The organism is Maridesulfovibrio salinus, assembly GCF_055394525.1.
Genome location: NZ_AP042461.1, coordinates 371287 through 398092, shown reverse-complemented (window position 1 = coordinate 398092; position 26806 = coordinate 371287). Strand labels below are relative to the sequence as shown.

Annotated in this window: 23 protein-coding genes; 10 read left to right on the top strand and 13 right to left on the bottom strand. The window is 47.5% G+C overall.

Annotation, left to right across the window (positions count from 1 at the left end; all coding sequences use genetic code 11):
* Window positions 1–6: 6 nt before the first annotated feature.
* A complete protein-coding gene (locus tag ACZ5PW_RS01780; RefSeq protein WP_464557486.1) occupies window positions 7–1761 on the bottom strand; it encodes an ATP-binding protein in 1755 nt (584 codons plus the stop codon).
* 390 nt (window positions 1762–2151) lie between these two features.
* On the opposite strand from ACZ5PW_RS01780, the gene ACZ5PW_RS01775 reads away from it, so the two are divergent.
* Window positions 2152–2394 carry a phage regulatory CII family protein gene (locus tag ACZ5PW_RS01775; protein ID WP_464557484.1) on the top strand — a complete coding sequence of 81 codons (243 nt, stop codon included), beginning with the start codon at window positions 2152–2154 and terminating at the stop codon, window positions 2392–2394.
* Here the strand turns inward: ACZ5PW_RS01775 and ACZ5PW_RS01770 are convergent.
* Window positions 2370–5141 (bottom strand): tetratricopeptide repeat protein, encoded by a 2772-nt coding sequence (locus ACZ5PW_RS01770; RefSeq protein WP_464557483.1) that lies wholly within the window; start codon window positions 5139–5141, stop codon window positions 2370–2372. The genes ACZ5PW_RS01775 and ACZ5PW_RS01770 overlap by 25 nt on opposite strands.
* 153 nt (window positions 5142–5294) lie before the next feature.
* Here ACZ5PW_RS01770 and ACZ5PW_RS01765 point away from each other — a divergent pair, with 153 nt between their 5' ends.
* From ACZ5PW_RS01765 to ACZ5PW_RS01750, 4 genes are all read left to right on the top strand, one after another.
* Entirely contained in the window at window positions 5295–7232 is a 1938-nt protein-coding gene (locus ACZ5PW_RS01765) for an ArnT family glycosyltransferase (RefSeq protein WP_464557482.1), read from the top strand.
* Window positions 7229–8266 carry a dual-specificity RNA methyltransferase RlmN gene (gene rlmN, locus ACZ5PW_RS01760; protein ID WP_464557480.1) on the top strand — a complete coding sequence of 346 codons (1038 nt, stop codon included), beginning with the start codon at window positions 7229–7231 and terminating at the stop codon, window positions 8264–8266. Before ACZ5PW_RS01765 ends, rlmN begins: the two co-directional genes overlap by 4 nt.
* A 260-nt stretch (window positions 8267–8526) precedes the next feature.
* Window positions 8527–10815: a diguanylate cyclase gene (locus tag ACZ5PW_RS01755; RefSeq protein ID WP_464557479.1), complete on the top strand. Its 2289-nt coding sequence runs from the start codon at window positions 8527–8529 to the stop codon at window positions 10813–10815.
* 48 nt (window positions 10816–10863) lie between these two features.
* Window positions 10864–11163, top strand: a complete 300-nt coding sequence (locus ACZ5PW_RS01750) for a hypothetical protein (protein WP_464557477.1) — start codon at window positions 10864–10866, stop codon at window positions 11161–11163.
* On the opposite strand, the gene ACZ5PW_RS01745 is transcribed toward ACZ5PW_RS01750, so the two are convergent.
* Window positions 11128–11793 carry a TetR/AcrR family transcriptional regulator gene (locus tag ACZ5PW_RS01745; RefSeq protein WP_464557476.1) on the bottom strand — a complete coding sequence of 222 codons (666 nt, stop codon included), beginning with the start codon at window positions 11791–11793 and terminating at the stop codon, window positions 11128–11130. The two genes, ACZ5PW_RS01750 and ACZ5PW_RS01745, sit on opposite strands and share 36 nt — an antisense overlap.
* Before the next feature lie 225 nt (window positions 11794–12018).
* Between ACZ5PW_RS01745 and buk the strand changes: the two genes are divergently transcribed.
* From buk to epsC, 5 genes are all read left to right on the top strand, one after another.
* Window positions 12019–13104, top strand: a complete 1086-nt coding sequence (gene buk, locus ACZ5PW_RS01740) for a butyrate kinase (RefSeq protein ID WP_464557474.1) — start codon at window positions 12019–12021, stop codon at window positions 13102–13104.
* 287 nt (window positions 13105–13391) lie between these two features.
* A complete protein-coding gene (nifU, locus tag ACZ5PW_RS01735; protein ID WP_464557473.1) occupies window positions 13392–14231 on the top strand; it encodes a Fe-S cluster assembly protein NifU in 840 nt (279 codons plus the stop codon).
* Between the two features lies 1 nt (window position 14232).
* A complete protein-coding gene (gene nifS, locus ACZ5PW_RS01730) occupies window positions 14233–15426 on the top strand; it encodes a cysteine desulfurase NifS (RefSeq protein WP_464557472.1) in 1194 nt (397 codons plus the stop codon).
* A 135-nt stretch (window positions 15427–15561) separates the two neighbouring features.
* Window positions 15562–16485, top strand: coding sequence for a cysteine synthase A (gene cysK / locus ACZ5PW_RS01725; RefSeq protein WP_464557471.1), 924 nt, complete (start codon window positions 15562–15564; stop codon window positions 16483–16485).
* Window positions 16486–16495: 10 nt separating this feature from the next.
* Window positions 16496–17380, top strand: a complete 885-nt coding sequence (gene epsC, locus ACZ5PW_RS01720; protein ID WP_464557469.1) for a serine O-acetyltransferase EpsC — start codon at window positions 16496–16498, stop codon at window positions 17378–17380.
* A 210-nt stretch (window positions 17381–17590) separates the two neighbouring features.
* Here the strand turns inward: epsC and ACZ5PW_RS01715 are convergent, their stop codons facing one another.
* The 10 genes from ACZ5PW_RS01715 to ACZ5PW_RS01670 form a co-directional block, all read right to left on the bottom strand.
* Window positions 17591–17770: a hypothetical protein gene (locus ACZ5PW_RS01715; RefSeq protein WP_464557467.1), complete on the bottom strand. Its 180-nt coding sequence runs from the start codon at window positions 17768–17770 to the stop codon at window positions 17591–17593.
* Between the two features lie 96 nt (window positions 17771–17866).
* On the bottom strand, window positions 17867–18415 hold the full coding sequence (locus ACZ5PW_RS01710) for a MerR family transcriptional regulator (RefSeq protein WP_464557465.1): 549 nt from the start codon (window positions 18413–18415) through the stop codon (window positions 17867–17869).
* A gap of 129 nt (window positions 18416–18544) precedes the next feature.
* Entirely contained in the window at window positions 18545–19870 is a 1326-nt protein-coding gene (locus ACZ5PW_RS01705) for an HD domain-containing protein (protein ID WP_464557463.1), read from the bottom strand.
* 118 nt (window positions 19871–19988) lie between these two features.
* On the bottom strand, window positions 19989–21260 hold the full coding sequence (locus ACZ5PW_RS01700) for a dihydroorotase (protein WP_464557461.1): 1272 nt from the start codon (window positions 21258–21260) through the stop codon (window positions 19989–19991).
* 205 nt (window positions 21261–21465) lie between these two features.
* Window positions 21466–22389 carry an aspartate carbamoyltransferase catalytic subunit gene (locus ACZ5PW_RS01695; RefSeq protein ID WP_464557459.1) on the bottom strand — a complete coding sequence of 308 codons (924 nt, stop codon included), beginning with the start codon at window positions 22387–22389 and terminating at the stop codon, window positions 21466–21468.
* A gap of 37 nt (window positions 22390–22426) precedes the next feature.
* The gene (locus tag ACZ5PW_RS01690) at window positions 22427–23533 is read right to left on the bottom strand and encodes an amidohydrolase family protein (protein ID WP_464557458.1); all 1107 of its coding nucleotides are present in this window, start codon (window positions 23531–23533) and stop codon (window positions 22427–22429) included.
* Between the two features lie 75 nt (window positions 23534–23608).
* Window positions 23609–23968: a hypothetical protein gene (locus ACZ5PW_RS01685; protein ID WP_464557456.1), complete on the bottom strand. Its 360-nt coding sequence runs from the start codon at window positions 23966–23968 to the stop codon at window positions 23609–23611.
* Between the two features lie 87 nt (window positions 23969–24055).
* Entirely contained in the window at window positions 24056–24958 is a 903-nt protein-coding gene (gene sppA, locus ACZ5PW_RS01680; protein WP_464557454.1) for a signal peptide peptidase SppA, read from the bottom strand.
* A 177-nt stretch (window positions 24959–25135) separates the two neighbouring features.
* Complete coding sequence (locus ACZ5PW_RS01675; protein WP_464557452.1) at window positions 25136–25771, bottom strand: LysE family translocator; 636 nt, start codon at window positions 25769–25771, stop codon at window positions 25136–25138.
* Between the two features lie 245 nt (window positions 25772–26016).
* On the bottom strand, window positions 26017–26265 hold the full coding sequence (locus ACZ5PW_RS01670; protein ID WP_464557450.1) for a hypothetical protein: 249 nt from the start codon (window positions 26263–26265) through the stop codon (window positions 26017–26019).
* Window positions 26266–26806: the final 541 nt, after the last annotated feature.

The following is a 26806-nucleotide window of genomic DNA, read 5'->3' as shown; positions in this document are numbered from 1 at the left end:
AGCCTTTTAACTTTCCGTGACCTGCAGCTTCACACAGAACGAAGACCCGGTCCCGGTTTTTGCGTCAACCGGACTTTCCACCCAGATGTCGCCGTTGAAGTTACGTACAAGACTGCGGCATAAGGCCAGTCCCAGTCCGGAACTGCCGCTGCCTACAGAGTTCTCATCCAGCTTAAAAAACCTTTCGAAAATTTTATCTTTATCAGAGGGTACGATACCGGGGCCTTCATCAATAACCCTGCTTATTACTTCTCCGTCTACTATTTCAGCCTCAACTTTAATCACAGTATCAGCCGGAGCGTATTTGATCGCATTCTCAATCAGATTGTCGAATATCTGAACCAGCCCTTCATCAGTGCCCCGGACCTGGACTTGGGGGATTTGCCCTTTCTCAATACGTATGTTCTTGGATGCCGCCATTTGATCAAGGTTGCAGATACTCATCTCTATGCTGCCGGGTAGATCGGTCGGCCTTGTGCGCAGTTTCTTCCCTGAGTATTCACTGTGTGTCAGTGCGAACATGCTGGTTATGACTTTGGACATGTGGTTTGCATTGTCCAGAATGATACCAAGAAAGCGGGCGAGGATTTTTTTATCCTCCGGCGGGTTGTCGATAAGGGTTTCTGAGTAGCCCTTGATGCTGGTCAGTGGAGTTCTAAGTTGATGGGATGCATTGGATACAAAGTCCCGCAGGATTCTTTCAATTCGGCGTACTTCGCTGATATCGTGAAAAACAAGAATAAGTTTACGGCGCCCTTTGTAATCTTCGTAGGAGCATGCTGTAACATTCATGGATTTGCCGTCGGGCAGGTCGATGATCAGGGAGTCTGAGTCAGCGGGATTATCGGGGCTCAATATTTTGTCCACCGCGTCCTGAATCTCGTGGCGCGTGAGCACTTCAAGGGGCATCCTGCCTATCATGTCCAGACTTTGCGGAGTGATTTCCTGCATTGATCTGTTGACTGATTCGATTTTTCCCTGTGGGTCAAGAACCATTATGCCTTCGGTCATGTTTTCAAACATGGCGTCAAGCTGGTTCTTCTGGTCTTCGATGATGCGGATATGCCCCTGTATTTTTCGGGCCATGGTGTTGATGGAATCTGCCATCATCTGGAATTCACCGCCGGGAATAACTCGGATGCGTTTGCTGTAGTCGCCTTCACCGATAGCTCTCGCAGTGTCAGATACTTCCTTGATTGCGGAATTTGTTCTTGATCCGATGAATTTGAGGGTAAAGGCAGCACCTACGGCTATTACGAAAAGTAAAATAGTGAAGTGCAGTTTTATGCGGTCCAGTCTTTCGCCGATCACCGAGTAGGGCATGGCGACCCTTATAAATTCGCCTTCTTTGGCAAGTCTTTGAGCAACATAAAGCATCCGGGTTTTCAGAGTGGTACTGTATCTGATGTTTTTACCGGTTCCGGCTGCTTCGGCAACAATTACTTCCGGACGATTTGAATGGTCATCAAGTTCAGGCAGGCGGCTGGCTTCCACATTTGAATCAGCCAGAACCTTTCCATTTTTAATATACGTGATTCTGATATCAAGGTTGCGGCCCAGTTCGGTTATTTCCTGTTGAAAATCAGAACTGCCCGGGGTCAGAGAGGTGTGGGTGACTTTCCAGCGTACATATTTCATGATCCGGGTGGTGTTCTGCCTGCTGGAACTGGTGAGCTCCTCGGCTACGGTTTCGTAGTAAAACCAGAACGTAAGCATAAGGGCGCACAGCATTACAGCCCAGCCCCAAATCAGGATTTTCATATGTAAGGATTTGTTCTTCAAGAGATATTAACTCCCGGACAATTGTTACAGTCCCAGCTTGTAATCCACCCGCATTGTCACAAACGAGTAACAACCATGTAAATTATCATAGGTCAAGTTTTGTTACAAAGAACTTATTTGAGTGTAAATACTTGTTATAGATAGGTTTTGTTTTGAAAAGAGCAAGAGGGAGGGGGGTGTCTTGTGTTACAATACAGTGACAATCTGTGTTTGTCGGTATAATTCCATGAATACCCTTGGAGAAAGGCGGGAATATGTCTTGATTCTCTGTTGGCTGCAGGAAGTTGATCAGTTGAGAGTTAATCTGTTTTGGGATAATGAAAACTCATAGAATCACATGGCGTAAACGCATATATAAAGGCTGGAAAAATGTCTGATAAAATAGATAAGGCAATTCAGGATCTTGTACTGAACGGCCCCGTTCCGGTGGAGGAACTGGCTGAACGTTTGGGTAAATCTGTCAAGACCTTGATACGTGAGGTTAACCCGGAGGACCGCAAGGCAAAGCTGGGTGCCGAAACACTTGTGGAAATCATGAAGATAACAGGCGGTATTGAGCCACTCAGGCTTATGGCTGAAGAGTTGGATTATTCAGTGGAATCATCGGATTGATTAGAGGTGCCGGCCTGATCCCGGATTGAAAAAAGAGTTATGGGGATAAGCCAGGGATTGCTGTCATATCTGAAGATTATTTGTAGTCCGTTGTAGTTGTCATAGTCTGTTCCCATAAATGAATTTTCTTGAAGAAATATACGGGGCATTCCTTCAGGTTCTTTAACCTGACTTGTGAAGTTTGAACCAGCAGCAAGCGGACATAATTTTTTTTCAGAAGTATAGTATTTTTGATTAAGCAGGGTCAGTGCAGTGTCACTGATCCTGCTTTTTGTTGTTTTCAGGACAAACTCTTCAAGGGCCGCCTTCCGATCGCTTTCAGGGGTGGACGAAAGGATTTTTCCCAACTCTACTATTTCCGGGACTGCCGGATTATTGTCCAGCGCCTCATCGTATAAATCATCGGCATCCCCTTTTCTGCCCAGAATCAGATTAAGACAAGCCTGGTTATTAATGAGTCTGGCCATATTCTCCCCGTCATTAAGGTCGACCGCAAGATCATAAAGAGAAATTGCTTTTTCAAGGTCGGCTGTGGAATTTCTGTAAAAACCTGAGATAGCGTGTGCATCAGCCTGAAGGCTGACAGCCCGCCCCCGGTTCTTTTCATCTGAAAAGGCCGCACTGGCAGCTTGCTCCAGAGAGAAGCACATCTCGTCATCCGGATTATTGGCCATCTCTCTGATCAGAAGGTTTAGTTGCATGAATCTTGGGTGCTGTCTGATAGATCCGGGCAGAGGCAGTGCCAATATTCTGCGCACTTCGCTCCGGTCAGGGGAATTGATCGAAAAAAAGTAGCTGGCAGTGATTATTTCTTTTTCTTGGGGCATCTTTTCCCGGAGATCGACTGTGTTATGAAACATGTATTCAACAGCCTGCCCATCTGTCATGGCCGGGTATGCCAGCCAACGGTCAAGGACGTTGATGCCGCTCTTAATGAGAAGTGCTCTGGCAGGGTTGAAGGGCTCATATCCATCAACATATTCGATGGATTTCGGTAGCAGAAAACGGGTCGCGGATGCTTCTTCGGACTCGCGGCCCTCCTTGCGGATTGTCGGCAGTGCCTCCTTGGAGATTCTTTCCATGTTATAGGCCAGTGCAAGTTCATAAAAAAAGCGGTCTTTGCCGGAAAGTTTTGCTGCTCTTTCAATGTATGGCCTTGAAGAAAGCAGTTTTCCGGTACGCTGATAGGCAAGTCTCGCAAATCCTGTAAAAGGTCGCGCATCATCAGGATGCCTGCTGTGGAGATCATGAAACAGTGGTTCCGCAAGGTCCGGTCTGTCGAGAAGAATCAGGGCGTTGCCTTTTTTCAGGAGCATTTCAAAACCAGCGTCGTCTTTTACAGAAATGGCCTTTTCACAAAGCTGACTCCATCGTGAAATATTTTTGATCTGCCTGCGCAGTGCCTGAGGAAGGTCAGGATTCGCAAGGAGCGGCTTGAGCATCGCAAATGCGGCATCTCCGGATGTTATGTCAAGGTTGCTGTATTGGGCTTTGGCCGCAGTTATCAGCATTTCGGGAGAGACGGGCAGTGAAGACAGTGATACCGCCGCAGCCAGTAAAGGAGCTGCTTTGGTGGTGTCTTCAGCTTTCAGGGCCTGTGTACCCAGGCAGTGCATTATCCATGGGGTGACCGGGGAATGCTGACGGTTTTCAAAAATTCTTGATGCGAGTATGGTTTGGGCTTCCTGGGCTGCTGCGTGAGCGTCACTTAAAAATTCTATTCGGGCGAGCATCTGATCAAACGAAGGTGTTTCAGGATTCACTTCCATTGCCCTCTGTAGATTTTCAGTCATCTCCCTTACTGTTCTGGCATCCAGAATGGAGCACAGTTTCATGAGGATTATGCAGAGGTCTCTGCAGGAGTTGTCGTATGAATAGATCCTGTCTCTGATGGCCCCGGCTGTTTCGATCAGATTTTCCAGATCTTCGGGCGTGTACTGGCCATTCATCAGCGATAAGTCCTGAATAATCTGCCCGGCCCGGTATGCTTCTAGGTCGCTGAAATCCTCACTGGGAATTCCCGTTGACCTGATTGAGCCCGGCGAGACCGGGAATTCAGGCAAGTCCGTATCAGCAGGGCCCAGTATGTTTTTTAGCAGCTTCAGTCCCGGTCCGGGCATTTCAGCTGTTATGATATTTTTATTTTCCTGAATAGAAATTTTTACTTTGCGGCCTTTAGTGCCCGGGATGAGGAATATTCTGGACGTGTCAAAAAGACCGCAGTTTTCAAGAATTATTCTTGCGGCGATAATTTTCTGAGGCGTGGCGGTTTCGCCCGGAAATATCTGGGCAAGGGCCATGACCGCATTGGGAGTCAACCTTGAATCCCCGCTTACTTCCACTGAACTTATGGATTGGTTTGAAATCAGCTTTGCAACAGATTCCGCCAGGTTAGCTGCCGCTGGAGCTGATGATTTACCTCCCACCTGCTTACCTTTTATGAATATTTCAGGCTCAAGGTGAAAATTGTCGGTAAGCAATGCAGAGTATGAGGTTTCTCCGGAATTCTTTTCAACCAGACCTGAAAGTGAATATCGGGTTACATTCTTATCGGATGTGCTGTTGGAACTTGCAATGCCGTAATCAAACAGGTGTGCCCGCAGATATTCACTGAATGCGGGAATGTTCGTTCCGTTCTTGTCATTAAAACTGCCTATAGACAATATGGGAGAGGAAAATCCTTTGACCGGAAAGAGGATAAGGATGAAAAAAAGGAAAATAACTCTGACTGATACGGAAAGTTGCATGCCGGCCTCTTTATGTAGGATATGTTCAGATAATAAGTAACCTATCAGGACTATTTAATCCAGCCCTGCAGCTTTCGACTTGCCGGAGAAACTTTGCTAGAAGAGTGCAGCCGCTTCAGCGGCCCCATTTTTTAAATAATCAGGATTCAATTGATGACCAGACAGAACGAAACGCAGCTGGATATATTCTGCCGGAAAAACTGGGCAGCCCTCCTGGGAGCATTGCTTGTTTTCTCCATTCTTGTTTCCGGGTACGGAACATGGCTGAATTATTTTTACGATATTGACGAACCCAAGTATGCCCGGGCTGTCTATGAGATGGTAGCTCAGGGTAATATCTTTGCGCCGATGTTTGACGGTATGCCGCGTATGGAGAAGCCTCCACTGGCTTATTGGGCCATGTACCCGTTTGCCTTGCTGGCAGAGTCCGGCGTTGCAGGAGAAAACAGCCTGTTTCTGCTGCGTTTCCCTACAATTATCTGCTCGGTACTAATGGTTCTCGGAACTGCGCTGACCGGGCGCAGGCTTTTCGGACCGGCTGTGGGACTGTTGGCCGGGTTGATGCTCCAAAGTTCGGTTCTGTTCAAATTCATGGCGGTAATGATCAAGGTCGACGTGGTCTTTGCCTGCTGTGTTACCTGGGCAACCTATTATTATCTGCAGCGTTATCTGGGTGACAGGTCCAAAAAAAATGCTGTTGCGGGAGCTGTTCTTACGGCTCTGGGTGTACTGGCAAAAGGTCCCTTCGCATTCCTGCCTATGGCCGGATACATACTTGCCGAAGGTATAAGGTATAATTCCAATAGTTTTGCAACGAAGGAAAAAGGGTCTTCCTTTCTGTCATTGTTCAACATGAAAGGGCTGGTTGCTGCAAATTGGAATGAACGTAAAATAATTATATTATGGGTTGTTGCCGGATGTGTGCCTTTTTTTCTCTGGCTTTACGCGGCATGGCTGAGCAGCGGTTTTGATTACAGTCAGGGGCTGGTAGGGCAGTTCTTTCACAATACTTCAACCACGGGGGCCAAGGCAATTGATAAGATCAGCCGTCTTGATCCTTATCTCGACACCCTGACGGTTATCTTTTTCCCGTGGGGCGGGTACGTATTCGGAACCGTCTACTTTATATGGAAAACGTTGAAAGAACGCTTCAATGAAAAATATGTGTTCATGGCATGCGTTTTTCTGGTCTATCTGGTTGTGTTCACCCTGTTATTCAAACTCAAGTCCAACAGGTATATGCTGCCTGTTCTGCCTTTGCTGTCAATTATGGTCTGCAACTGGCTGGTCAAGGCTGAAAGGGATAAAGCCTACAGTACCCTTTTTGAGATGGGCTTCATCTGGCTTTGTTCAATGGCTGCCATGCTGGGATACAGGTCTTTCAAAGCCGGCAAGGTTTCCGTGAATCTCGCTGACGGAGTTTTGGTCGGGCAATATATGGAACTTGTCCTGCCTTTTTTCATCGCTTTGGGCTGCTTTTTTCTGGTCCTTCTTTTTGTAAGTATTAAGCAGTCGCGCTATCCCGCTGTTCACATAATCGGGGCCTCAGTGGCGATCGTTGCGGTAATGCCGTTTTATTACCAGACCTTGCCAGCTTATTCCTCCCTGACCGACAACAGACCTCTGCCTGTGATGGGGCCTGCCGTGGCGGAAAAACTAGGTGATTATGTTGACAGTGAAACTCTGATTATACACCGTCCCTTCTTTATTAAAGCCTTTCCGGATGTTGTTTACTTTCTTAAAAAGCTTGAAACCGGAACAAAGTGCATGTACTCGCTCGGTTCCGATGCTCCGGCGAGGGATGTGGTTCAGGCTCTTGCCACTCCTGCAGTTGCTGCGGACCTGTTTAAAAAAGAGCATGAGGATGCGGAAAAATATCCTGCATACGGGTATTTTAAAAATACAGATTTCAGGAAAGCGGTCCTTTTGCTTTCCGCTGATGATTATTCTGAGTTTTATGGCTTTTTCCAGAGCCTGCCGCCTGTTCTGCGTGAAATGATAGAGATTGAAGAACTGGATGTTTTAACTGTGAAGTGGGTTGAGCACCGGGTTTATTTTGTGCGTTTCAACCCTGAGAGATTAAAGAAATGATTGATATACTGGATTTGGAATACAGCGAACTCCAGAGCTTTGTAACTCAGGAACTCAAAGCCCCGAGGTTCAGAACAGACCAGCTCTGGCAGTGGTTGTGGCAGAAAGGAGCGGCTGATTTTGATGCGATGACCAACCTTGGAAAAGGATTTCGCGAGGAACTCAAACGGCTTGCCATTTTGAGGCATCCTGAGGTTGACGTGGTGCAGACCAGCAGTGACGGTACAATAAAGCTGCTGCTCCGGTTGGAAGACGGAGCGTTGGTCGAGACTGTTCTTATCCCTATGAAAGGACACTACACACAATGCCTTTCCACTCAGGTGGGCTGTGCAATGGCCTGTACTTTCTGCAATACCGGGCTGATGGGATTTGAGCGTAACATGAGCATGTCTGAGATTCTCGGTCAGGTCCTTGCCGGGCGCAGGTATCTACAGCAGAACAATCTGGCCCCGCTTAAGAATCTGGTATTCATGGGTATGGGAGAACCTTTACTCAATCTGGACAACCTGATCCGGTCCCTGAGAACTCTCAATAATGCCGACGGGCTTGCATTTCCCCGCCGAAGGATAACCGTGTCCACAGTTGGGTTTGTAAAACAGTTGGATATTCTTGGCAAAGAAGATCTTACTTTACCCGCCATTTCACTGCATGCCCCTACTCAGGAATTGCGTGAGAAGATCATGCCGAAGGCTGCTAAAACCCATCTTAACGATCTTCTGGCAGCAATTGAGCGATACCCCCTGCGTCCGCGTGAGAGGGTTACTTATGAATATCTGCTGCTTGGGGGAGTGAACGATTCCCTTGAGCATGCAAGGCAGTTGGTCAAACTTCTGGGGCACCGCAAGTGCAAGGTCAATCTTATTGCTTACAACCCCGGAGACAAGCCTCTTTATAAAGCTCCTGCAAAAGATAAGGTGTTGGCCTTTGAAAAGTTCCTCTGGGACAAGAAGGTCTCCGCGACAATCCGCAGATCCATGGGGCAGGATATCAAGGCAGCTTGTGGGCAGCTTAAAGCTGACCAGCAAAATCAATAGCTTCAGCGGAATAAGTTGGGGCTGCTAAAAATCTTATGTGTTGCTGACCCTTTTGTTTTTTATACCTAATGCTTGATGTACGGCATTATTAATACCCTGATGGTTTTCTTATCAACCTCAGCAGTCTGCAGCCCGGAAAGGAAGTTCCTTTCCGGGCTTTTTTAATAAAGGTGGATGGGGTTATGTTTTTTGGGTATTAGGTGTGATAATATGTTATGTCTTTCAGACTAAGCCAAGTTTTGATTGAACAGGAGTTATTGATGAAGAGGTTGAATGGTAGCCTGTGGGCGATAATTATATTTTTTACCTGCCTGCTGCTGGGGGGATTCATCTTCAATCAGTTACTGATGAAAAGAGCTCTCAAGAAGAGCGAGCGGATTTTCAGTGATAATCAGTATGCCCAGACCAGAATAATTGCAGACGCCTTTTCAAGGGAAGTCGGCGGGATCGCCTCTACCACGAAAGTGATGGCCCGTACCGCTTTTGCTGACATGCTTGAAGGAGGGCTAGCGGTAAATGAAGTCCGGAATATTCTATCTCTGGAAATGCGTGAACATGATATAATTGACGGATTCGTTGTTTATGACAGGTCCGGAAAATCCGTGCTTGAAGTTGGGCGTAGTCCGGGGCAGCCAGTTAAATTACTTAACGCAGCGGATTTGTATAGCCGTTCAGCATGGTTTGAATTCCAGAAAAGTGTACCGCAAAAAATTCTGACATTTACGCATGTGAGCAAAGACATACAGCAGTTGATTCTGATTGTTCCCATAAGGTTTGCAGAAAAGCTGCAGGGAGTTGTTGTTCAAGTTGTGAATTTGAGTCCTTTGATTGATTTGTATTTCAAACCGATCAGGTTTGCAGGTTGCTGTGCCGCTTTTATGTTATCCGGAAGAGGCACAGTTATTTACGATCATAATGCTGAAATTATCGGGAAAAATGTTTTTCAGGGAATCCACAATGACTTCCCGGAGCTTATTGAACTTGACCGCAGAATGATTACCGAAGATTCGGGGCAGGGTGAATATTATTTTCCTACGCAGGATTCTGGCGAGTCTGTGCGAAAGTTAATAAGCTGGAATACTGCCCAGATAGGAAGTCAGGAGTTTGTTGTCGCAATTGCCGTTCCTGACAAGGTTATTGTCGGAATTGTAGATGAAGCCCGTTATGTGCATTTCTTTTCTGATATACTGGTGGGGTTTATATTTATTCTTGGTGGATATGTCATTGTCCGCCGTTACAGCGAGCAAAAGATAAAAGATAATGAAAAGCGTCTGGTTTTAGCTCTGGAAGGCAACCGTGACGGAGTCTGGGACTGGGATATAAAAAAAGGGGAAGTCTATTATTCCCGGCGCTGGAAAGAAATGCTCGGATATGACGAGTCAGAAATTGACGAATCTTATCATGAATGGGAGTCACGCATTCATCCAGAGGATGTTAGCGAAGCAAACGACAGGATGGATAGGCATCTTAAAGGTTTGACTGATTTTTATGAGGGAGAACAAAGGCTTCGCTGTAAAAATGGATCGTATAAATGGATTCTCGGAAGGGGGAAGGTTTATTCTCGTGACAGGAACGGCAATCCCGAGAGAATGATCGGGACAAATACAGATATTACAGAGAAGAAAAAGGCGGAATTGCAGATTACAAAGCTGTCCCTGGCTGTCGAAAACAGTCCTTCCGCTGTAGTCATAACAGACCCTGAAGGGACAATAGAATATGTCAATCGGGGGTTTGAAGAGATTACCGGGTACAGATATGATGAGGCGGTGGGGAGAAATCCCTCGGAGCTGATCAAATCAGGATCGCATCAGGAGGCTATTTACCGGGATCTGTGGGAGACGATTTCCAATGGGAAGGTCTGGCGGGGAGAACTTACAAATAATACCAGAGACGGAGACGTCTACTGGTGCAGGCTGTCTGTTTCACCTGTGCTTGATGATAAAGGCGATGTTGTCAACTATGTTGGAGTTCAGGAAGATCTCACAGCTCTGAAAGTCAAAGAGGCCGAGTTGGAGCGTCTGGCGACTGTAGATGAGTTGACGGGGATTAATAATCGGCGACACTTTATTAATATGGCGGAAAGGGAGATGAACCGCACTAACCGTCATGGAAGCTGCATGTCACTAAGCATGCTTGATATTGATCATTTTAAAGGGGTAAATGACACATACGGGCATGATTATGGTGATTTTGTTTTGAAGGAAATGGCAGCGGTTGTTTTGGGGGTCATCAGGGATATTGACACATTCGGCCGCATCGGGGGAGAGGAGTTCGCCCTTATTTTATCCAATACCGATGCTCGTGGTGCTTCCATCCTGCTTGAAAGGTTGCGTTTGGAGATTGAGAAGCACGATTTTATTTTTAATGAAATAAAAGTCAACATAACCGTAAGTTTTGGCTATGTGGTCTACAATGAGGGCAGCTCTGAAGATTTTGACCAGCTTATGAAAAAGGCAGACCGGGCTTTGTATTTAGCTAAAAGGTTTGGGCGCAACAGGGTTGTGGCCTTTGAAGAGGTCGCGGATTTGGATACCGAAGGGAATGAATGATTTTGTGCGGATTGCAAATCAAACATTACTGCTGAGCTTGGAGGGAAGATGAGTGGCGATGATTTGAATTTGATTATAGTTCTGATCCTTGCTGTCGGAGCCGTCATTTTGCCCATCTGGCTGGGTTTCAAATTAAGGAAGTCCATGCCGGGAGTTCTCTGGGTAGGAATTCTGCTCTGTTTGTTTTTCGGTCCTGTGGGGCAGATTTACGTGAGCGGATGGCTGCCTTGGTTTCTTATCCTGCTGGGGATATGTGTCGCTGCACAGCAGTTTCTTCCACCTGAAGCTGCAATTGCCGTTATGGTTTTTTCTTCACCCCTGATCATCTTTTTCCGTATGCGTAAGTGATTTGCCGCTGCATGGAAAGAGCAGCCCCTTAAGCATTTTGTTCATTGTATCATCCAGCCGTTCCCAACCTATTTCCTCATGCAGGCTAACACCGCCGAAGCTTTTCGTTGTCAGGGAGCGAATCACCAGATAGGAGATGCCTCCGCCAAGGAGGGCGACTGCAGCCGGAAGGTCTACGTCATCCGGGACATCCGGGGTCAAATGTTCGAAGAATTCAAGGGCTGTGCGTACCCGTATGTCCTCCAGGGCTTCTGAAAGAGGAGTCCTTTCTATCATTTCCCAAGCGAGAAGACGGAGTGTGTCCGGTCTTGTTTCCAAGGTTCTTCTCAGTGCCGTGAAAAAGGCTCCGATCTGTTCTTCCGGGGAAAGATCGGGAAATTTCGAGGGAGCATTGGCCAGAAGCTCCTCGGTCGTTGGCCAGTAAATCCCTGAACTTCCCAGTTCAATCATCAGATTTTCCAGCCCATTGAAATAACTGTATAGAATCTTCCTGGAAACACCGGATCTTGTAACGATATCATCCACGTCAAGTTTGTTGAATCCATTCAGCGCGGCACATTTATATGCTGCATGCAGTATTTTTCTTCTTGTGGCGGTGAGTGTATTGATGGGTACAACTTTTAAACTCATATATACCTGCCTTTTGTTGGGGGAATTCAACCGGATTGATATGGGATTACCGCTATAAATTGTTTGCCAGATGTGAATTAAAAAATAACTGTTGTCTGATCTTAGTCAAGTATGGACATATTTGCTTCTGCTAAATATACGAATATAAATGGTCATATGTGAAGTCATGTTTATTCTTAAAAGCTGTAGTTGCAGGATGTATGTTTTAGTTAATGGAGTATATTAATGTCTGTAAGAATTCTTGTAATTAACCCCGGTTCCACTTCCACTAAAGTAGCGATGTTTTGTGACGGCAGAATTTGTTTTGATGGAGAAGTACGTCATCCACGCGAGACTATAGATGAATTTGACTCTGTTATGGATCAGAAAGCCTTTAGAAGTGCATCTGTTATGGACTTAATTAAAGAAGAACTACTTGCGGGCGTTCCAGATATGGTTGTCGGCAGGGGCGGGTTACTGAAGCCTATTCCCGGAGGGCCTTATTCAATAAATGAGAAAATGATTGCCGATCTACAGAGCGCCCGTTACGGGGCGCACCCCTGCAATCTTGGGGCGATTATTGCCCGGGAGCTAGCCGACACATGGGGCGTTCCGTCCATGATAATGGACCCGGTTGTTACTGACGAGCTTGATCCCGTGGCACGTATAACGGGACTCAAAGAGATCAGGCGTAGAAGTGTTTTTCATGCCTTGAGCCAGAGGGGGGCGGCCAGAAGCGTGGCGGAACAGATGGGGCTGGAGTATGAAAAGTCGAAATTTATAGTCTGCCATATGGGCGGAGGGATTTCCGTTGGAGCCCACCGTGGGGGCCGGGTGGTGGATGTTTTGAACGCTCTTGACGGTGAGGGGCCGTTCAGTCCTGAAAGATCAGGGACCTTGCCCGTGCTCCCGGTACTGGATCTTGTTGAGTCCGGAAAATATACTTTTTCAGAGATCCGGAAAATCATAACTTCAGGCTGCGGACTTCTTGCGCTGGCCGGAACTAATGACTTGAGGGTTCTTGAGGCCCGTATCAGTGATGGTGACCAGCAGTCTTCTCTGATTTTTGATGCACTGATATACAACATAAGCCGCCATATCTGCTCCCTTATTCCGGCTTTGATGCGCAAGGATGAGCAGAAGCTGCCTGTAGACGCGGTCATACTGGCCGGAGGACTGGCCAATAGCAAAAAGCTTGTGGCTGACCTCAAAGAGCTTGTCCGGTTTATAGCGCCGGTGAAGGTTGTTACCGGTCTTGAAGAGATGGAAGTGATGGGCCGCGGTGCCCTTGCAGTTTTGAAAGGCGAATTGAATCCTCGGGAATATCGTTAGGATTTTGTTTCTAATTATATGATTTTTAATTGTCAGGCGCACTTGTATTTTTTCTTTCCGATCCTAATTTAAAAGAAGTAGCCCAATATTTGTCCTTGCAGGTCAGGGGACATGAGCGTAAAATAAACCATACTAAAATGGTATGAAATGTCTTTTGACAGAGAAGAGCTTTATCAGCTTTTTCCTTCACAATATTTATGATGTGCGTATAATTCTATAATAATCAAAGCCCTGATAACAGGAGCTGTAAATTAAAATCACCCCTCCACGGGGATGCGGAGGATATCATGTGGGAATATACAGATAAGGTAAGAGAGCATTTTCTGGATCCAAAGAATGTGGGCACGATTGAAGATGCTGATGCTGTAGGTGAAGTGGGTTCACTCTCCTGCGGTGACGCGCTGCGACTTTTTTTGAAGATAGATAAGGATGGAAAAATCGAAGATGCCAAGTTCCAGACTTTTGGATGCGCAAGTGCAATTGCTTCCAGCTCCATCCTCACCGAACTCATCAAGGGGATGACAGTCGAAGAGGCCGAAAAGATTTCAAACAAGGAAATAGCTGATGCTCTGGGCGGTCTGCCTAAGGAGAAGATGCACTGTTCCGTGATGGGACAGGAAGCTCTTGAGGATGCAATCCGCAAGTTCCGCGGTCTTGAAGCCGCTCCTGCTCCGGAAGGTGAGGTGGTCTGTAAGTGTTTCGGTGTGACCGACCTGCAGATCAAGCATGCGGTTCTCCAGAATAAGCTGACCACAATTGAAGAGGTCACAAACTTCACCAAGGCCGGTGGCGGATGCGAAGAATGTCACGGGCGCATTCAGGAAATAATAACGGAAACCCTGACCGGAAAGGAAGCAAAGCCTGAACCGGTATCTGAAAAGCCTGCTGCAATGACTAATATCAAGCGCTTCCAGCTGGTCACACAGACAATTGAAGAAGAAATCCGTCCGGCTTTGAACAAGGATGGCGGGGATATTGAACTGATAGATATTGACGGTCATGAAGTAATTGTATCATTGCGCGGAGCCTGTGTAGGCTGTCCTTCAAGCGGTATTACCCTCAAGGATTTTGTGGAGCGCAGACTCAAGGAAACCGTGGAACCCGAAATCACCGTGCGGGAGGCTTAATATGTGTGCTGTATATCTGGATAACAACGCCACAACCATGGTCGCACCAGAGGTTCGCGAATCAATACTTCCCCTGCTTGGCGAAGAATACGGAAACCCTTCTTCCATGCATGGTCTCGGTGGACAGTCCGGAATGCTGATGGAGCAGGCCAGACAGAAAATAGCAGCCGGGCTGAACTGTGATCCTGACGAGATTATTTTTACCTCCTGCGGAACCGAAGGAGATAACACCGCAATATTCTCTGCACTGGAATCACAACCGGGTAAAAAGCACATAATCACAACCCGGGTGGAGCACCCCGCAGTGCTCAATGTTGCCAAGCATTACGAGCGTAAAGGTTATGATGTAACTTATCTCCCTGTCGATTCCAAAGGGATGTTTGACCTTGACCAGTACAGGGATGCATTTCGTCCCGACACAGCTCTTGTCTCGGTCATGTACGCCAACAATGAGTCCGGTGTGATTTCTCCCATTGAAGAAATGTCGGAAATAGCCAAGGAGCGAGGAGTTCTTTTCCATACTGATGCGGTTCAGGCTGTTGGAAAGATCCCTATTGATCTCAAAAAACTGCCTGTGGATTATCTGGTCCTTTCGGGTCACAAGATTCATGCCCCTAAAGGTGTGGGAGCTATGTTTCTGCGCCGTAATACTCCCTTCAGGCCTTTTATGCTCGGAGGTCATCAGGAGCATGGTCGTCGCGGCGGAACTGAGAACCTGCCCGGTATTGTGGGGCTTGGAACAGCCATGGACCTGGCGGTTAAGCATATTGATGATGAGAACACCCGTGTCCGCGCCATGCGTGACCGTCTGGAAAAAGGTCTGCTTGCCGCGATTCCGGATTCCATCATAAACGGGGATACCGAGAAAAGACTGCCCAATACTCTTTCGATCGCTTTCAAGTACATCGAAGGAGAGGCCATGCTCCTCATGCTTGACCAGTTCCGTATCTGCGCGAGCTCCGGTTCAGCCTGTACTTCCGGGTCACTTGAACCCTCTCATGTATTGAGAGCAATGGGAGTACCCTTTACCTACGCTCACGGTTCATTAAGGTTTTCGCTTTCCATCTACAACACTGATGAAGACATTGATCTGGTTCTCAAGGAGCTTCCGGGGATTATCAGCAGATTGCGTGAAATGTCTCCTTTCAGACGTGGTGATGAAGGCCTCGACTGGGTGGACGACCACCAGCATTAATTGTGTGGATGGCTGAAAGTTTCTGGAAAAGTGCGGGCGGATATAAAAGAAGTACAATATTCCGTCCGCATTTTTTGCTTTTTGCGTCAATTTAGGGCAGGGAAAATAAAAATACATTAATAAAGTGGGTTGAAAATGAAGATTCACGAATCAATGATTTCACTGGTGGGAAATACTCCTCTGGTGAGGTTAAACAAAGTCACTGATGGTTGTCTGGCACAGGTTGTTGCAAAACTGGAGTTTTTTAATCCCTGCTCCTCTGTGAAAGACCGTATAGGTGTTTCCATGATTGAAGAAGCCGAAAAGCGGGGTGCTCTGAAGCCCGGTGCTACTGTGGTTGAGCCTACCAGTGGCAATACAGGTATCGGTCTGGCTTTTGTGTGTGCGGTAAAAGGCTACAAGCTTATTTTGACGATGCCTGAATCAATGAGTCAGGAACGCAAAGATCTGCTGAAAGGATTCGGGGCCGAGCTTGTCCTTACACCCGCGGCTAAAGGCATGACCGGGGCGGTAAACAAGGCCCGGGAGATTGCTGAAAACAATCCTGACGCTTTTTTACCCCTGCAGTTTGACAATCCTGACAACCCGTTGGCTCACCGCAGCAAAACCGTCAATGAAATATGGGATGATACTGACGGTAAGATCGATATTTTTGTGGCCGGTGTTGGAACAGGCGGAACTCTGACCGGGGTCGGTTCAGAACTTAAAAAACGTAATCCCGGCATAGAGATTGTTGCGGTGGAACCTGAAAAATCACCCGTTTTGTCGGGTGGAGGACCATCTCCGCACGGTATTCAAGGGATAGGCGCAGGGTTCGTACCCGAGGTCCTGTCCTCTGATATTATAGATGAAATTGTTAAAGTGGCCGATGAAGATGCCATCTCCATGTCCAGACGCCTGATTCAGGAAGAAGGCATATTGTGCGGAATATCTGCCGGGGCCGCTGCACATGCGGCTGTTGAAATTGCAAAGAGAGAAGAAAATAAAGACAAGCTTGTGGTGTTTGTGGTTCCCGATACCGGGGAGCGTTATCTGAGCACCGCGCTTTTCAAGGATTAAGGTTTATAAAATGGTTAGCAAGATCGGAAATCCGCTGTTGGCGGATGTTGTGGAAGATTTGTGTGAAGAAAGCTCGTATGAAGCCGTATACCATATGCCGGAGCATGATCGCCCCATGCCTTCCCTTGATGCGCTTGGAGAAATGGTTGAGCGCCTTCAGGCGGTTCTTTTCCCGGGATATTTCGGTGATTCTGAGATCAGCCCGGAAACCATGCGTTACCATATCGGAGGAAATCTCGATGTGGCGTACAGAATCCTGGTGGAACAGGTTCTGCGCGGGCATTGTTTTTTCTGCAAATCCGATGAGCGCAACTGTTTTGACTGTGAAGCCGATGCGAGGCGCATTGCTTCGGAGTTCATGGCAAAGCTTCCTGAAATCCGCCGCCTTCTCGCTACTGATGTTCAGGCCGCCTATGTCGGGGACCCCGCTTCCAAAAGTCCCGGTGAGACAATTTTCTGCTATCCGAGCATAACCACCCTTACGCACCACCGTATTGCCCATGAGCTTTATAAATTGGAAGTAGATCTGATTCCCCGTATTATCGGTGAGATGGCTCATTCCAAGACCGGAATAGATATCCATCCCGGAGCGCAGATAGGCGAGCACTTTTTTATTGATCACGGGACAGGAACTGTAATCGGCGAAACCTGTATAATCGGCCGTAATGTCCGTCTTTATCAGGGGGTAACCCTTGGCGCGAAAAGTTTTCCTTCAGATGATTCCGGTCAGCTGATCAAGGGAATCGCGCGGCATCCCATCGTGGAAGACAATGTAATCGTGTACTCCGGGGCCACAATCCTCGGCCGTGTTACCATCGGAGAAGGTTCGGTCATTGGTGGTAACGTCTGGGTTACCCGTTCTGTGGAAGCAGGCGAGAGGTTGCTTCAGCGATAACCCCCGGCTTTCTGCGGCAGATTCTTACGTGGGTTTGGCCTTGTCAGCAGGAACTGCTGCAAAACATTCACTTCTGCTAAGAGACTATAATCCCGCATATCCTTTTAAAGATATGCGGGTTTTTTTGTCAGACTGCCAGAACAATGAATGTCCGGTTATGTCCACAGTTCAAGGAAAGCATGGGAGGGAAATACCCCCTCCCGGCTTTGTTTAATCCTGTCCGGACCATTCCCGGATTTTCAAAATCTCTTCCTGATCAACATTTATGTGCTCAAGAAAAGCCTGATGCATTTCAGGGTAAAGCTCTTCAAAGGCCTTATGCCAGTCATACATGTTTTCATCGTTGAAACCAGCTTCCCTGAATATTTCGGTCCATTTTTCTTTATCCATTTTTCTGCTCCTGAATTTGGCGTTTTTTGCATTCATCTGGCCGGGATGACTGCTGTTTATTTTTAATCTGCAGATTGGTTGCTGTCTTGCTGTAGTTTATTTTTTAGGTCCGGAGGACCATTTGCGGATCAGTCTGATTTCATCCTCAGGAATCTGCAGGTATTCAAGAAACTGCTGGTGTCTGTCCGGGTGTGTGGTTTCAAAGGCTTTGTGCCACTCTTTCATATCTTTTTCGCTGAACCCTGAAGAACGCAGCACTTCCACCCACGCGGCTTTATCCATTCCGGAGGATTTGATTTCCGGTGATTTTCTCAAAATACCGGTGATGAACTCCCGCTGGGCATGAAGAGAGGATATTTCCTCATTAAGCTCTTCGAGCCTTGCCTCTAGAACATTGCTTATTCCGCTTGCCGGTGAGTCCAGAATATTTTTTATGTCCTTCAAGGGAATTCCGGCCTTACGGTAGTGGCAAATCTGATCCAGACGCTTTTCTTCACTTTTCCCGTACAACCTGTATTCGCCCTTGGCATGTGAAGCTGGGCAGAGCAGTCCGATTGAATCGTAGTAGAGCAGTGTACTGCGCGAAAGGCCATATTTTTGAGCGAGCCTTCCGACAGTAAAACCTGATGATGAATTTTTTGCCATTTCCAACTCCATAGCTATGTGATGTGTATAAACTGCACTATGAAGTTATAGACAGGTCAACGGGAAAAATAAAAAAAAGAGCCGGATCAGATCTGATCCGGCTCTTGAGTGTGATTTATGAGCTTAAAACTAAGAGTTTTTAGCCTGTTCTTTCACATACTCAATGGCTTCTTCCATGTTGGTCACTTCTCCGGCTATCTGGGCCTTGAGCAGTGTTTCACGGATAATACCGACAACCGGGCCGGGGTTGAGTCCGGTATGCTGCATGATCTCGTTACCGTTGAGGAACGGGTCAAGAGCTTCTTCAGGAATGTCAGCGCGCTCGAGCATTTTGATATTGTGGTTGAATTCCTTGTAGGTGGTTCCGCGGGCTTTGATGTCCGCGCGGACCATTTCAATAAGGCGCGGATATTCGTCAATCGCCTTGAATTTCCGGATCCCCTTGTCAGTCAGCATGAAATGGAAGCGCATGTGATGGCGAACGAGGTCGCAGATCAGATCCACATCTTCCTGGGGAAAGTTCAGGCGGGTCAGAACCTTTCTGGTGACTTTAGCGCCGACACGGTGGTGCTGCAGGAACTGCCAGCGGCCTTCGACTTCCTCTGCTGTGTAGAGTTTGCCCACATCATGGAACATGCAGGCGACTACGCCGAACCAGTCATAAGGCAGTTCTTCGGGGTAGAGGCGCATCACATCGAGAGTGTGGCTGAAAACATCTTCCATTTCCCCGGTTTTGCTGTTCTTCACCTGTGTAAGGCGGGACAGAGCTGCAATTTCGGGGATAAGGCCGTGCAGAATCATGGTTTCAAAAAGCAGGGAGACGAAAACGTACATGTTTTCAGCCTCAACCTTACGCCATTCGTCCATGATCTCGGGCACGGGAACATAGTCCAGAATACGCTTACAGGAGCGGATAATGGCTATTTTGGTATTTGTCTCAATGGGCAGATTGTAGTTTGCGGCAAAACGCAGCGCCCTGATACCCATGAGATAATCTTTCTTGAGAGTCTGGTCCGGGATACCCAGCAGGCGGACTTCGCCGCTGCTCAGTTCAGCGAAACCTTCATATGGATCTTTGGCCTTGGGAATGTAGGGGCAGGCCGCGGACATGGGGATTTCATGCTGTTTTTCGAGAGCCTTGAGCAGTCTCGGAGTCATGCGGGAAACGCATTCCTCAGGGTGTGAGGAATTGCTTGTCTCAGAGGTGTAAAAAAGGAAAGTGGTCTCACCTTCTTTGAGTACAGCCGCAATTTCCTGCTGCTCAGACGGCTGAATGCTGGGGAACAGTCTGGACAGTCCCTTGAAGTCAAGTTCGGTGGAAATATCCAGTTCAACTTCATGGCCTTTATCTTCGATGGTCAGCTTCTGAAGTCTTTCGTTAATAATGTATGCATCATAGCCGTTACGCATGATGGTTTTGCAGATTCCCACCGCGTCCTTGAACGGTTCGCTCATAATTTCTCCTTATCAGAAATAAACAGCCTGTTGTTAATACAACAGTTATCGATCAACTATATAAATTTATTAATCTTTTGCCTTTGATGACAGCTTTTTACTCTGTCTTTTCAAGAGGTCATACTATTTTTTTCCCACTAAGGAAATGGCTTATAACCCGCCCTTTCAGGGTTTGGCCCATAAAAGGCGTATTTTTACCTTTTGAGAACATTGATTCAGGGGTCACCACCCATTCTTCCATGGGGTCAAAGAGGAAAAAGTCTGCCGGGTCGCCTTTGCGGAAACTGTTCAGCGGAAGGTCAAAGGTTTCACATGGGCGGGTTGTCCACATATCGATAAACCTGTCAAAGCTGATTTTGCCATCAGCTACCAGAGACCATGTCAGTGAAAGCGCTGTGTCAAGCCCGGATATTCCGCAGGGAGCATTCATGAATTCAACTTCCTTTTCATGGGCGGCATGCGGGGCGTGATCAGTGGCGAACATATCGATTACCCCGTCTTTGATTCCGCAGAGCAATGCATCCACATCGTCCGCAGTGCGCAGAGGCGGATTGACTTTGGTATCGGTCCCGTAGCCTTTGACTGCTTCCTCTGTGAGCAGAAGATAGTGCGGACAGGTTTCGGCAGTTACTTTGACTCCGCGTTTTTTGGCCCATGCGATGAGGTCCACTGATTTGCGGCAGGAAATATGGGCCAGGTGGATGTGCATGTCCAGATATTCAGCTAGAAGCAGGTCGCGCGCGACCTGCGAAGCTTCGGCGACATCAGGCTGTCCGGCAAGTCCCAGCAGGCTGGATACTTCACCTTCGTTAACCCCTGCGGCTACTTCAAGATAAGGGTCTTCACAGTGGTCGATAACCGGCCTGCCAGTATCGGAAGCATATTCCATGGCCCTGCGGAAAAGTTCACTGCTTTTTACGGGAACTCCGTCGTTGGAGAATGCGGCACAACCGGCCTCAGCCAGTTCGTGCATGGGAGAAAGTTCTTTGCCTTCGAGATTTTTGGTCAGTGCTCCAATCGGAAAAAGGCGGGGTCCACCCATTGGAAAAGCCGCTTTTGCCTTGGCTTTCATTTCATCGGTAACAACTGAATTGTCGTTTACAGGGGCTGTGTTGGCCATGCACATGATATTGGAAAAACCGCCCTGAGCAGCAGCTTTCAGTCCGGAGGCGATGTCTTCCTTGTATTCATATCCGGGCTCACGCAGATGAACGTGCACATCGGTCAGACTGGGCATAAGCAGCAGGCCTCGGGCCGCGACAACTTCTGCACCTTCATACATTGTGTCGGAGGAGGGGGCTACCTCAAGAATTTTGCCTTCGGATATAAGAAGGTCCACTTCCTCGCCTTTCCAGACCGCTTTGCGGATAACGAGTTCTGGATTGATCATGGTCTGTTCTCCTAAATATGTTTGCTCCGGCGGCTTAAGCCCTTTTTAAAAAAATAAATCAAGCTTAACTGGAGGAGCCAAAGATCAGTATCGGTATTTAATAGATAATTTCATAATCCAGCAGCTAGCCCCTGCTTATATTGTTGAGAAGTCGAGGTGGTTTTACCCAAATGTTTCTCTGGCCACCGGGGCTGCAGGGGGACTTTTATTTTTTCCGGGTCAGGTAAAGATACAGAAGTGCCATGCGGGTAGCGACTCCGCTGGCCACCTGATCAAGTACCAGACTCGCGGCGCTGTCCGCTATCTCGGAGTTGATCTCTACTCCACGGTTCATGGGGCCGGGATGCATGACTTTTACGTCCGGAGAGGCCAACTCCAGTTGCTTGTGTCCCAGACCGAAGTATTTTGAATACTCCCGTACATCAGGGAGCAGTCCTGCCTGCTGGCGTTCCAGCTGAAGCCGCAGGCACATGATTGCGTCAACTCCCTTGCTGGCTTCGTTTACGTCTGTGTAGACCTTTACGGGCCAGTTTTTGAGATAGGGGGGCAGCAGGGTTCGTGGACCGCAAAGCCGGACCTTCGCTCCCATCATGGTCAGCAGGATGACATTTGAGCGGGCTACCCGGCTGTGGGCGATATCACCAAGAATAAGAATTGTTTTGCCTTCAAGGTCTCCCCACTCCTGATAGAGAGTGAATCCGTCAAGCAGTGCCTGAGTCGGGTGGGCATGGCGTCCGTCCCCGGCATTGATCACGCTGCATTCCAGACGCTCTGAAAGGAATTGTGCTGCTCCGCTTGCCCAGTGGCGGATCACGATCCCGTCGGGGTTCATGGCCTGCAGGGTCAGGGATGTGTCTTTGAGGGTTTCTCCCTTGGTCAGACTGCTTGAGCTTTTGGCCAGTGAGAAGGTATCACAGGAAAGCCTTTTCCCCGCCATATCGAACGAAACCTTGGTCCGCGTGCTTGGCTCGGCAAAAAAAAGGACCACGCTATGGCCTTTCAAGGTGGGTACTTTTTTTACCGGTCGGGAGTTGATTTCCTGAAAATAGGTTGCGGTTTCAAAAACGTGCCGCACTTCCTCTTTGCCTAGCTGTGTGATGTCCAGCAGATCCTTATGCTGCCATTCCATATAAACCTCTTTGTTCCGCCTGCGCGGACTGAAAAAGTTATGAGAACAAAGGCTCTTCAAGGTTTTCGGGAACTATGGCGAAGACCGCCCGTTTTCCTTTTTCCAGAGAGCCGTAGGAATCATGTATGTTAAGTGCAAGGGCACTGTTTCGTGTTACCAGCGAAAGTGCCTCGAATGCGGACAATGGAGTTTTAATGTTGTCTATCAGGTATTCGAGCTCCTTCCACATGTTCAGGTCGTAGTTGGAGGCTATGCTGTCTGTTCCCAGACAAGTATTTATACCGGACTTCAAAATTTTTTCCCACGGGGCCCTGCCTTCGCCGATGTATTTATTGGAGCGCGGGCACAGGCAGACATTAGTACCTCTTTCGGAAAGGATGGCGATATCAGTGTCTGAAACACGTACGCAGTGAACCGCCAGAGTGGTGTTGTCCAGCAGCCCTAAAGAATCGGCATATTCAACAGGGCTCAGCCCCTTGCCGCCGCAGTCAGCAAGCATCCCTGCTCCTTTGAGCATCTCCGCAAATTCCCCTGTTCCATTGGCGACAATTTCGTCTTCTTCCTCGTTCTCAGCAAGGTGGATAGGGAAGGCTAGCCCTGCATTGTTGTCCGCCTTTTTAACTTCCTTCAGAAGTTCAGGAGAAGTGGAGTAGAGAGCATGGCCCGATCCGGCGGCTTGTCCATTTTTAAACTGCTTAGCCGGAAAGAACCGGGCTCCATCCTTCGGTTGCTGCAGGCCTATGGCTTCGCAGCAGGCATAAAAGCCCATTCCTAGTTCATCCATTATGGAAGCAATGGAAGAGCAGTTGCGGGTGGAAATATCAACACAGAAAGCAGTACCGCTTATGAGCATTACCCGCAGGGCTTCGCGCACGGCTTCTTCTTCAAGGTCGTACAGGGGATTTGAGAGAAGCGACTTGACCCATTTGGTGAATCCCTGTCCTTCAACGGTGCGCCCCTTGAGATGAGAAAGCTCAAGATGCACATGAGCGTTGATCAGCCCGGGGACAATGGTTGCGTCACCGAGGTCTTCCACTTCTCCCTGGTATAATTTTCCAATATCGGACCATCTTCCTGCTTCAAGGATTCTTTCGCCATCATGGATCATGGCAAAATCTTCAATGAAGCTTTCCTCTTGGGACATTGTGACAGCTTTAGCTGCTCTTATGCATTTTTTCATGGGCAAAAAAATGCCGGACTTAAAAGTCCGGCTGGATAATTATTTCATATCAGAGTCTTCAAAGAAGACGTAATTTGTGGAGTAGTCACTGAACTCAAAGTAAACTTTCTTTTCACCGGGATCAGCCTTGCCATTGAGATTGGTGTCATGGACACCGTATCCGAATCGGTAGGGCCGATGAGCTCGGTCTTTGGTGGCAGAGGCTGTGGAAAGTTTGTCGATTTTAATGAATCTCTTGATCAGTTTTCCGCCGGAATAAATTTCAAGGACTCCGTCAACCCCGGTCCAGTTCTGTATGGAGCGCCCGATACGGTTCTGGGTCTCCTGAGTACAGGCACTGAAAAGAGCCAGTGAAACAAGCAGGATGAGCGTAAGGATCAGGCTGTTTTTCTTCATCATGGTTCTCCGGTGTGTTGTTACTGTCATTTGGTCAAACGGGCAGTTAATACATGTTTTTTTCCGGAATGCAAAGCAGTGAGGCTATAATCATTTTGCTGCTGGCAGCCAGAGGTAATGAAAACCTGCCTTGGGCGGCATCAGGCTTGTTGTGTCGATATTTATCAGCGCAGGGGAAAAGACTTTCGCGTCAGCTGAATTGTAAAGAGTGTCGTTGGGAAAAGTCTTGCGCTTATAGGTAATAACTTTTGAATCTTCCGGAATTCCGGCCAGTTCACAAACTGATTTTACAGCATCAGGCAGGTATCCGGTCTGGTCGATCAGCCCTATTTTTTTTGCTCCTTCTGCACTGAAAACCTGAGCAGTGAAGACCTTTTTCAGGTTATCATCGGAAATGGGACGGTGTTTTTTGACCAGAGATTGAAACCTGTTAGCGTAATCATTTATTATTTCATTGAGAATCTGTTTCTGTTCATCCGTATCAGGTTTGAAGGGAAAGCCCATATCTTTGTTTCTGCCGGATTTGGAAACTTCCACGGAAACGCCTATTTTATCCATCAGTCCATCAACTTTAGGCCGGATGAAAATCACTCCGACAGATCCTGTCAGGGATGTCGGGTGGGCCATTATCCTGTCCGCGGGCAGGCTGATATAATATCCGCCCGAAGCTGCCACATCCATCATGCATACAACAACCTTGATTCCGGTTTCCTGCTTGAACTGCATGATTTCGTTGTAAAGGATATCGCTGGCAGTAACCCCTCCTCCGGGAGAATTGACTTTTATTATCAACCCCTTGATGGAGTCATCTTCCCTGGCAAGCTTAAGCCTGGAAGACACTTCCTGTACAAGGCTTGGGCGGGAACTCAAAAATCCACTTTTAGGTTCATCCGATATGGTTCCCTCCACCGGAATAACGAGAATTTTATCATCTCCCTTACCTTGCAGGGTATGTTCAAGCAAAGGGTCGGTTCCGTCAGGGAAAAGGCTCATTTTGGGTTGGCATCCGCTTATCAGCAAACACAGAAGAATTATTGCAAAGACTGATTTATTCACTTTATGCTCCTTGGTTTGCTGAAAAATAGCAGAAGGGAGCATTTAAGGCAAAGACCTTTGCCTGAAGATAAGCCCTTGATACTGCATTAGCCCTGATCTGCCGGAAGTCTGTTCTCAACGTTCATACATGGCAAGTTTGATCCCAAGCGAGATGAAAACACATCCGAGAGCGCGGTCCAGCCATGCCTGCAGGCTCTGGCTTTCACGAAGTCTGCCCGTGATTCTGTCTCCGGCATAAATCATAGCCGGCTCAATGAATGCCGCTGTAACGATTATCAGCGTTCCGTGCAGTGTCAGCTGTGCCCAGACAGGCCCGGCACCCTCAACTACAAATTGCGGCAGAAGGGCCAAAAAGAATGTTGCTACTTTAGGGTTCAGCAGGTCAATTAATACTCCCTGCTTGAATATTGCGGAAGTGCAATTGGAAGGAGTTTCTTTGCTGATATTCAATACGCATCCTTTCGACCTCAAAGCCTGAACCGCAAGCCAGAAAAGGTATCCGACACCGATCCACTTAACCAAGGCGAAAGCTGTGGCGGATGCCGCAATAACAGCTGAAAGCCCCAGAGCTGCCAGCAGCACATGTCCAAATGCGCCGGTCCATATTCCGAACATGGCGGCGAAACCGGCTTTGCGGCCTCCGGTTACTGTATGACTTAGAATGAAAGCTATGTCCGGGCCCGGTGCGATGTTCAGAAGAAAAGCGGCCAGCAGGAAGCTTGTCCAGTGAGCAATGTCGTAATCAAACATGGTATTCCCCGTTTTTTGATAAATTACAGAAAGGCATTCTCCGTTTCAACTGAGGAGTGCGGTGACTAATATGAATCTGTTTTGGCGCGGGAAACAGAGGAGTTGCTGAGGCAGCATAGAAGAGTGGCCGAGTATAAGTCAGGCCCGGACGGAAGTACAGCCCTTGTATGAAAAGGTCTGGATAATGGTGCGCCCGGCTTTAAAAAAAAAGCCGGGCGCGGAAAAATCAGCTTACAGCAGGATGCTTAAGACATACGGGCAAGCTGGCGGCGGTATTCGGGGGAGATTTCGAGACGCTCAATGTGGCGCAGGTCCACCAGGGTGCTTCTCATCTTGTTACGGTTGTTCTGGCGGATTGCCACTACAGTCCATACTGGAAGCCAGAGTCCGAGAGTTGCAATAGTCAGCACGGCGTGCATGCTGTGGTTTGCTTCATTTGAGTTGCGTGCAGCTCTTGTTGCGGCCCAGGCCTTGATGGTTCCGATTGCGTACATTTTATATTCCTCCAAAAAAAATTGGTTAAATTGGCGTTGTTCACAATTCCCAAGTATGCCTGACCCTGATGCAAGTCAACAGTAGGTAAAGCAGAATTCAAATATACATAGTAAATAAAATTCAGCTGTGTTTTTACTTTTAAAGTTGTTTAAATTCAAAGGCTTATGTGGTGTAGAGAAGGCCGTTTTTCTCATGCTCCCAAAATTCAGGACGCGTTGATTTTTCGATCAATACTTTGGTGAAAAATTTCCCAAGCCTATCTTTATTGTCTTTGTGTTTACAATTTTGAAATAGACTTTGAATTTGTATATATCTGAAATATTGAATTAAAAAAAATAAGACACTAAAAAAATATCAAAATTGTAAAAACGAGAGTGGCTTGCTGGACGGTGTGGAAAGAAGGGTGTTTATGCTCAACATCAATGAATCTTAAACCTAATAAATTTTGATGATGCAACTTTAATGTATTGTTACTGTTGTTTTTATCAGTACTGCATTGATTTTGTAAAAACTGCATTGCTATTGCATAAAAGATAAAGT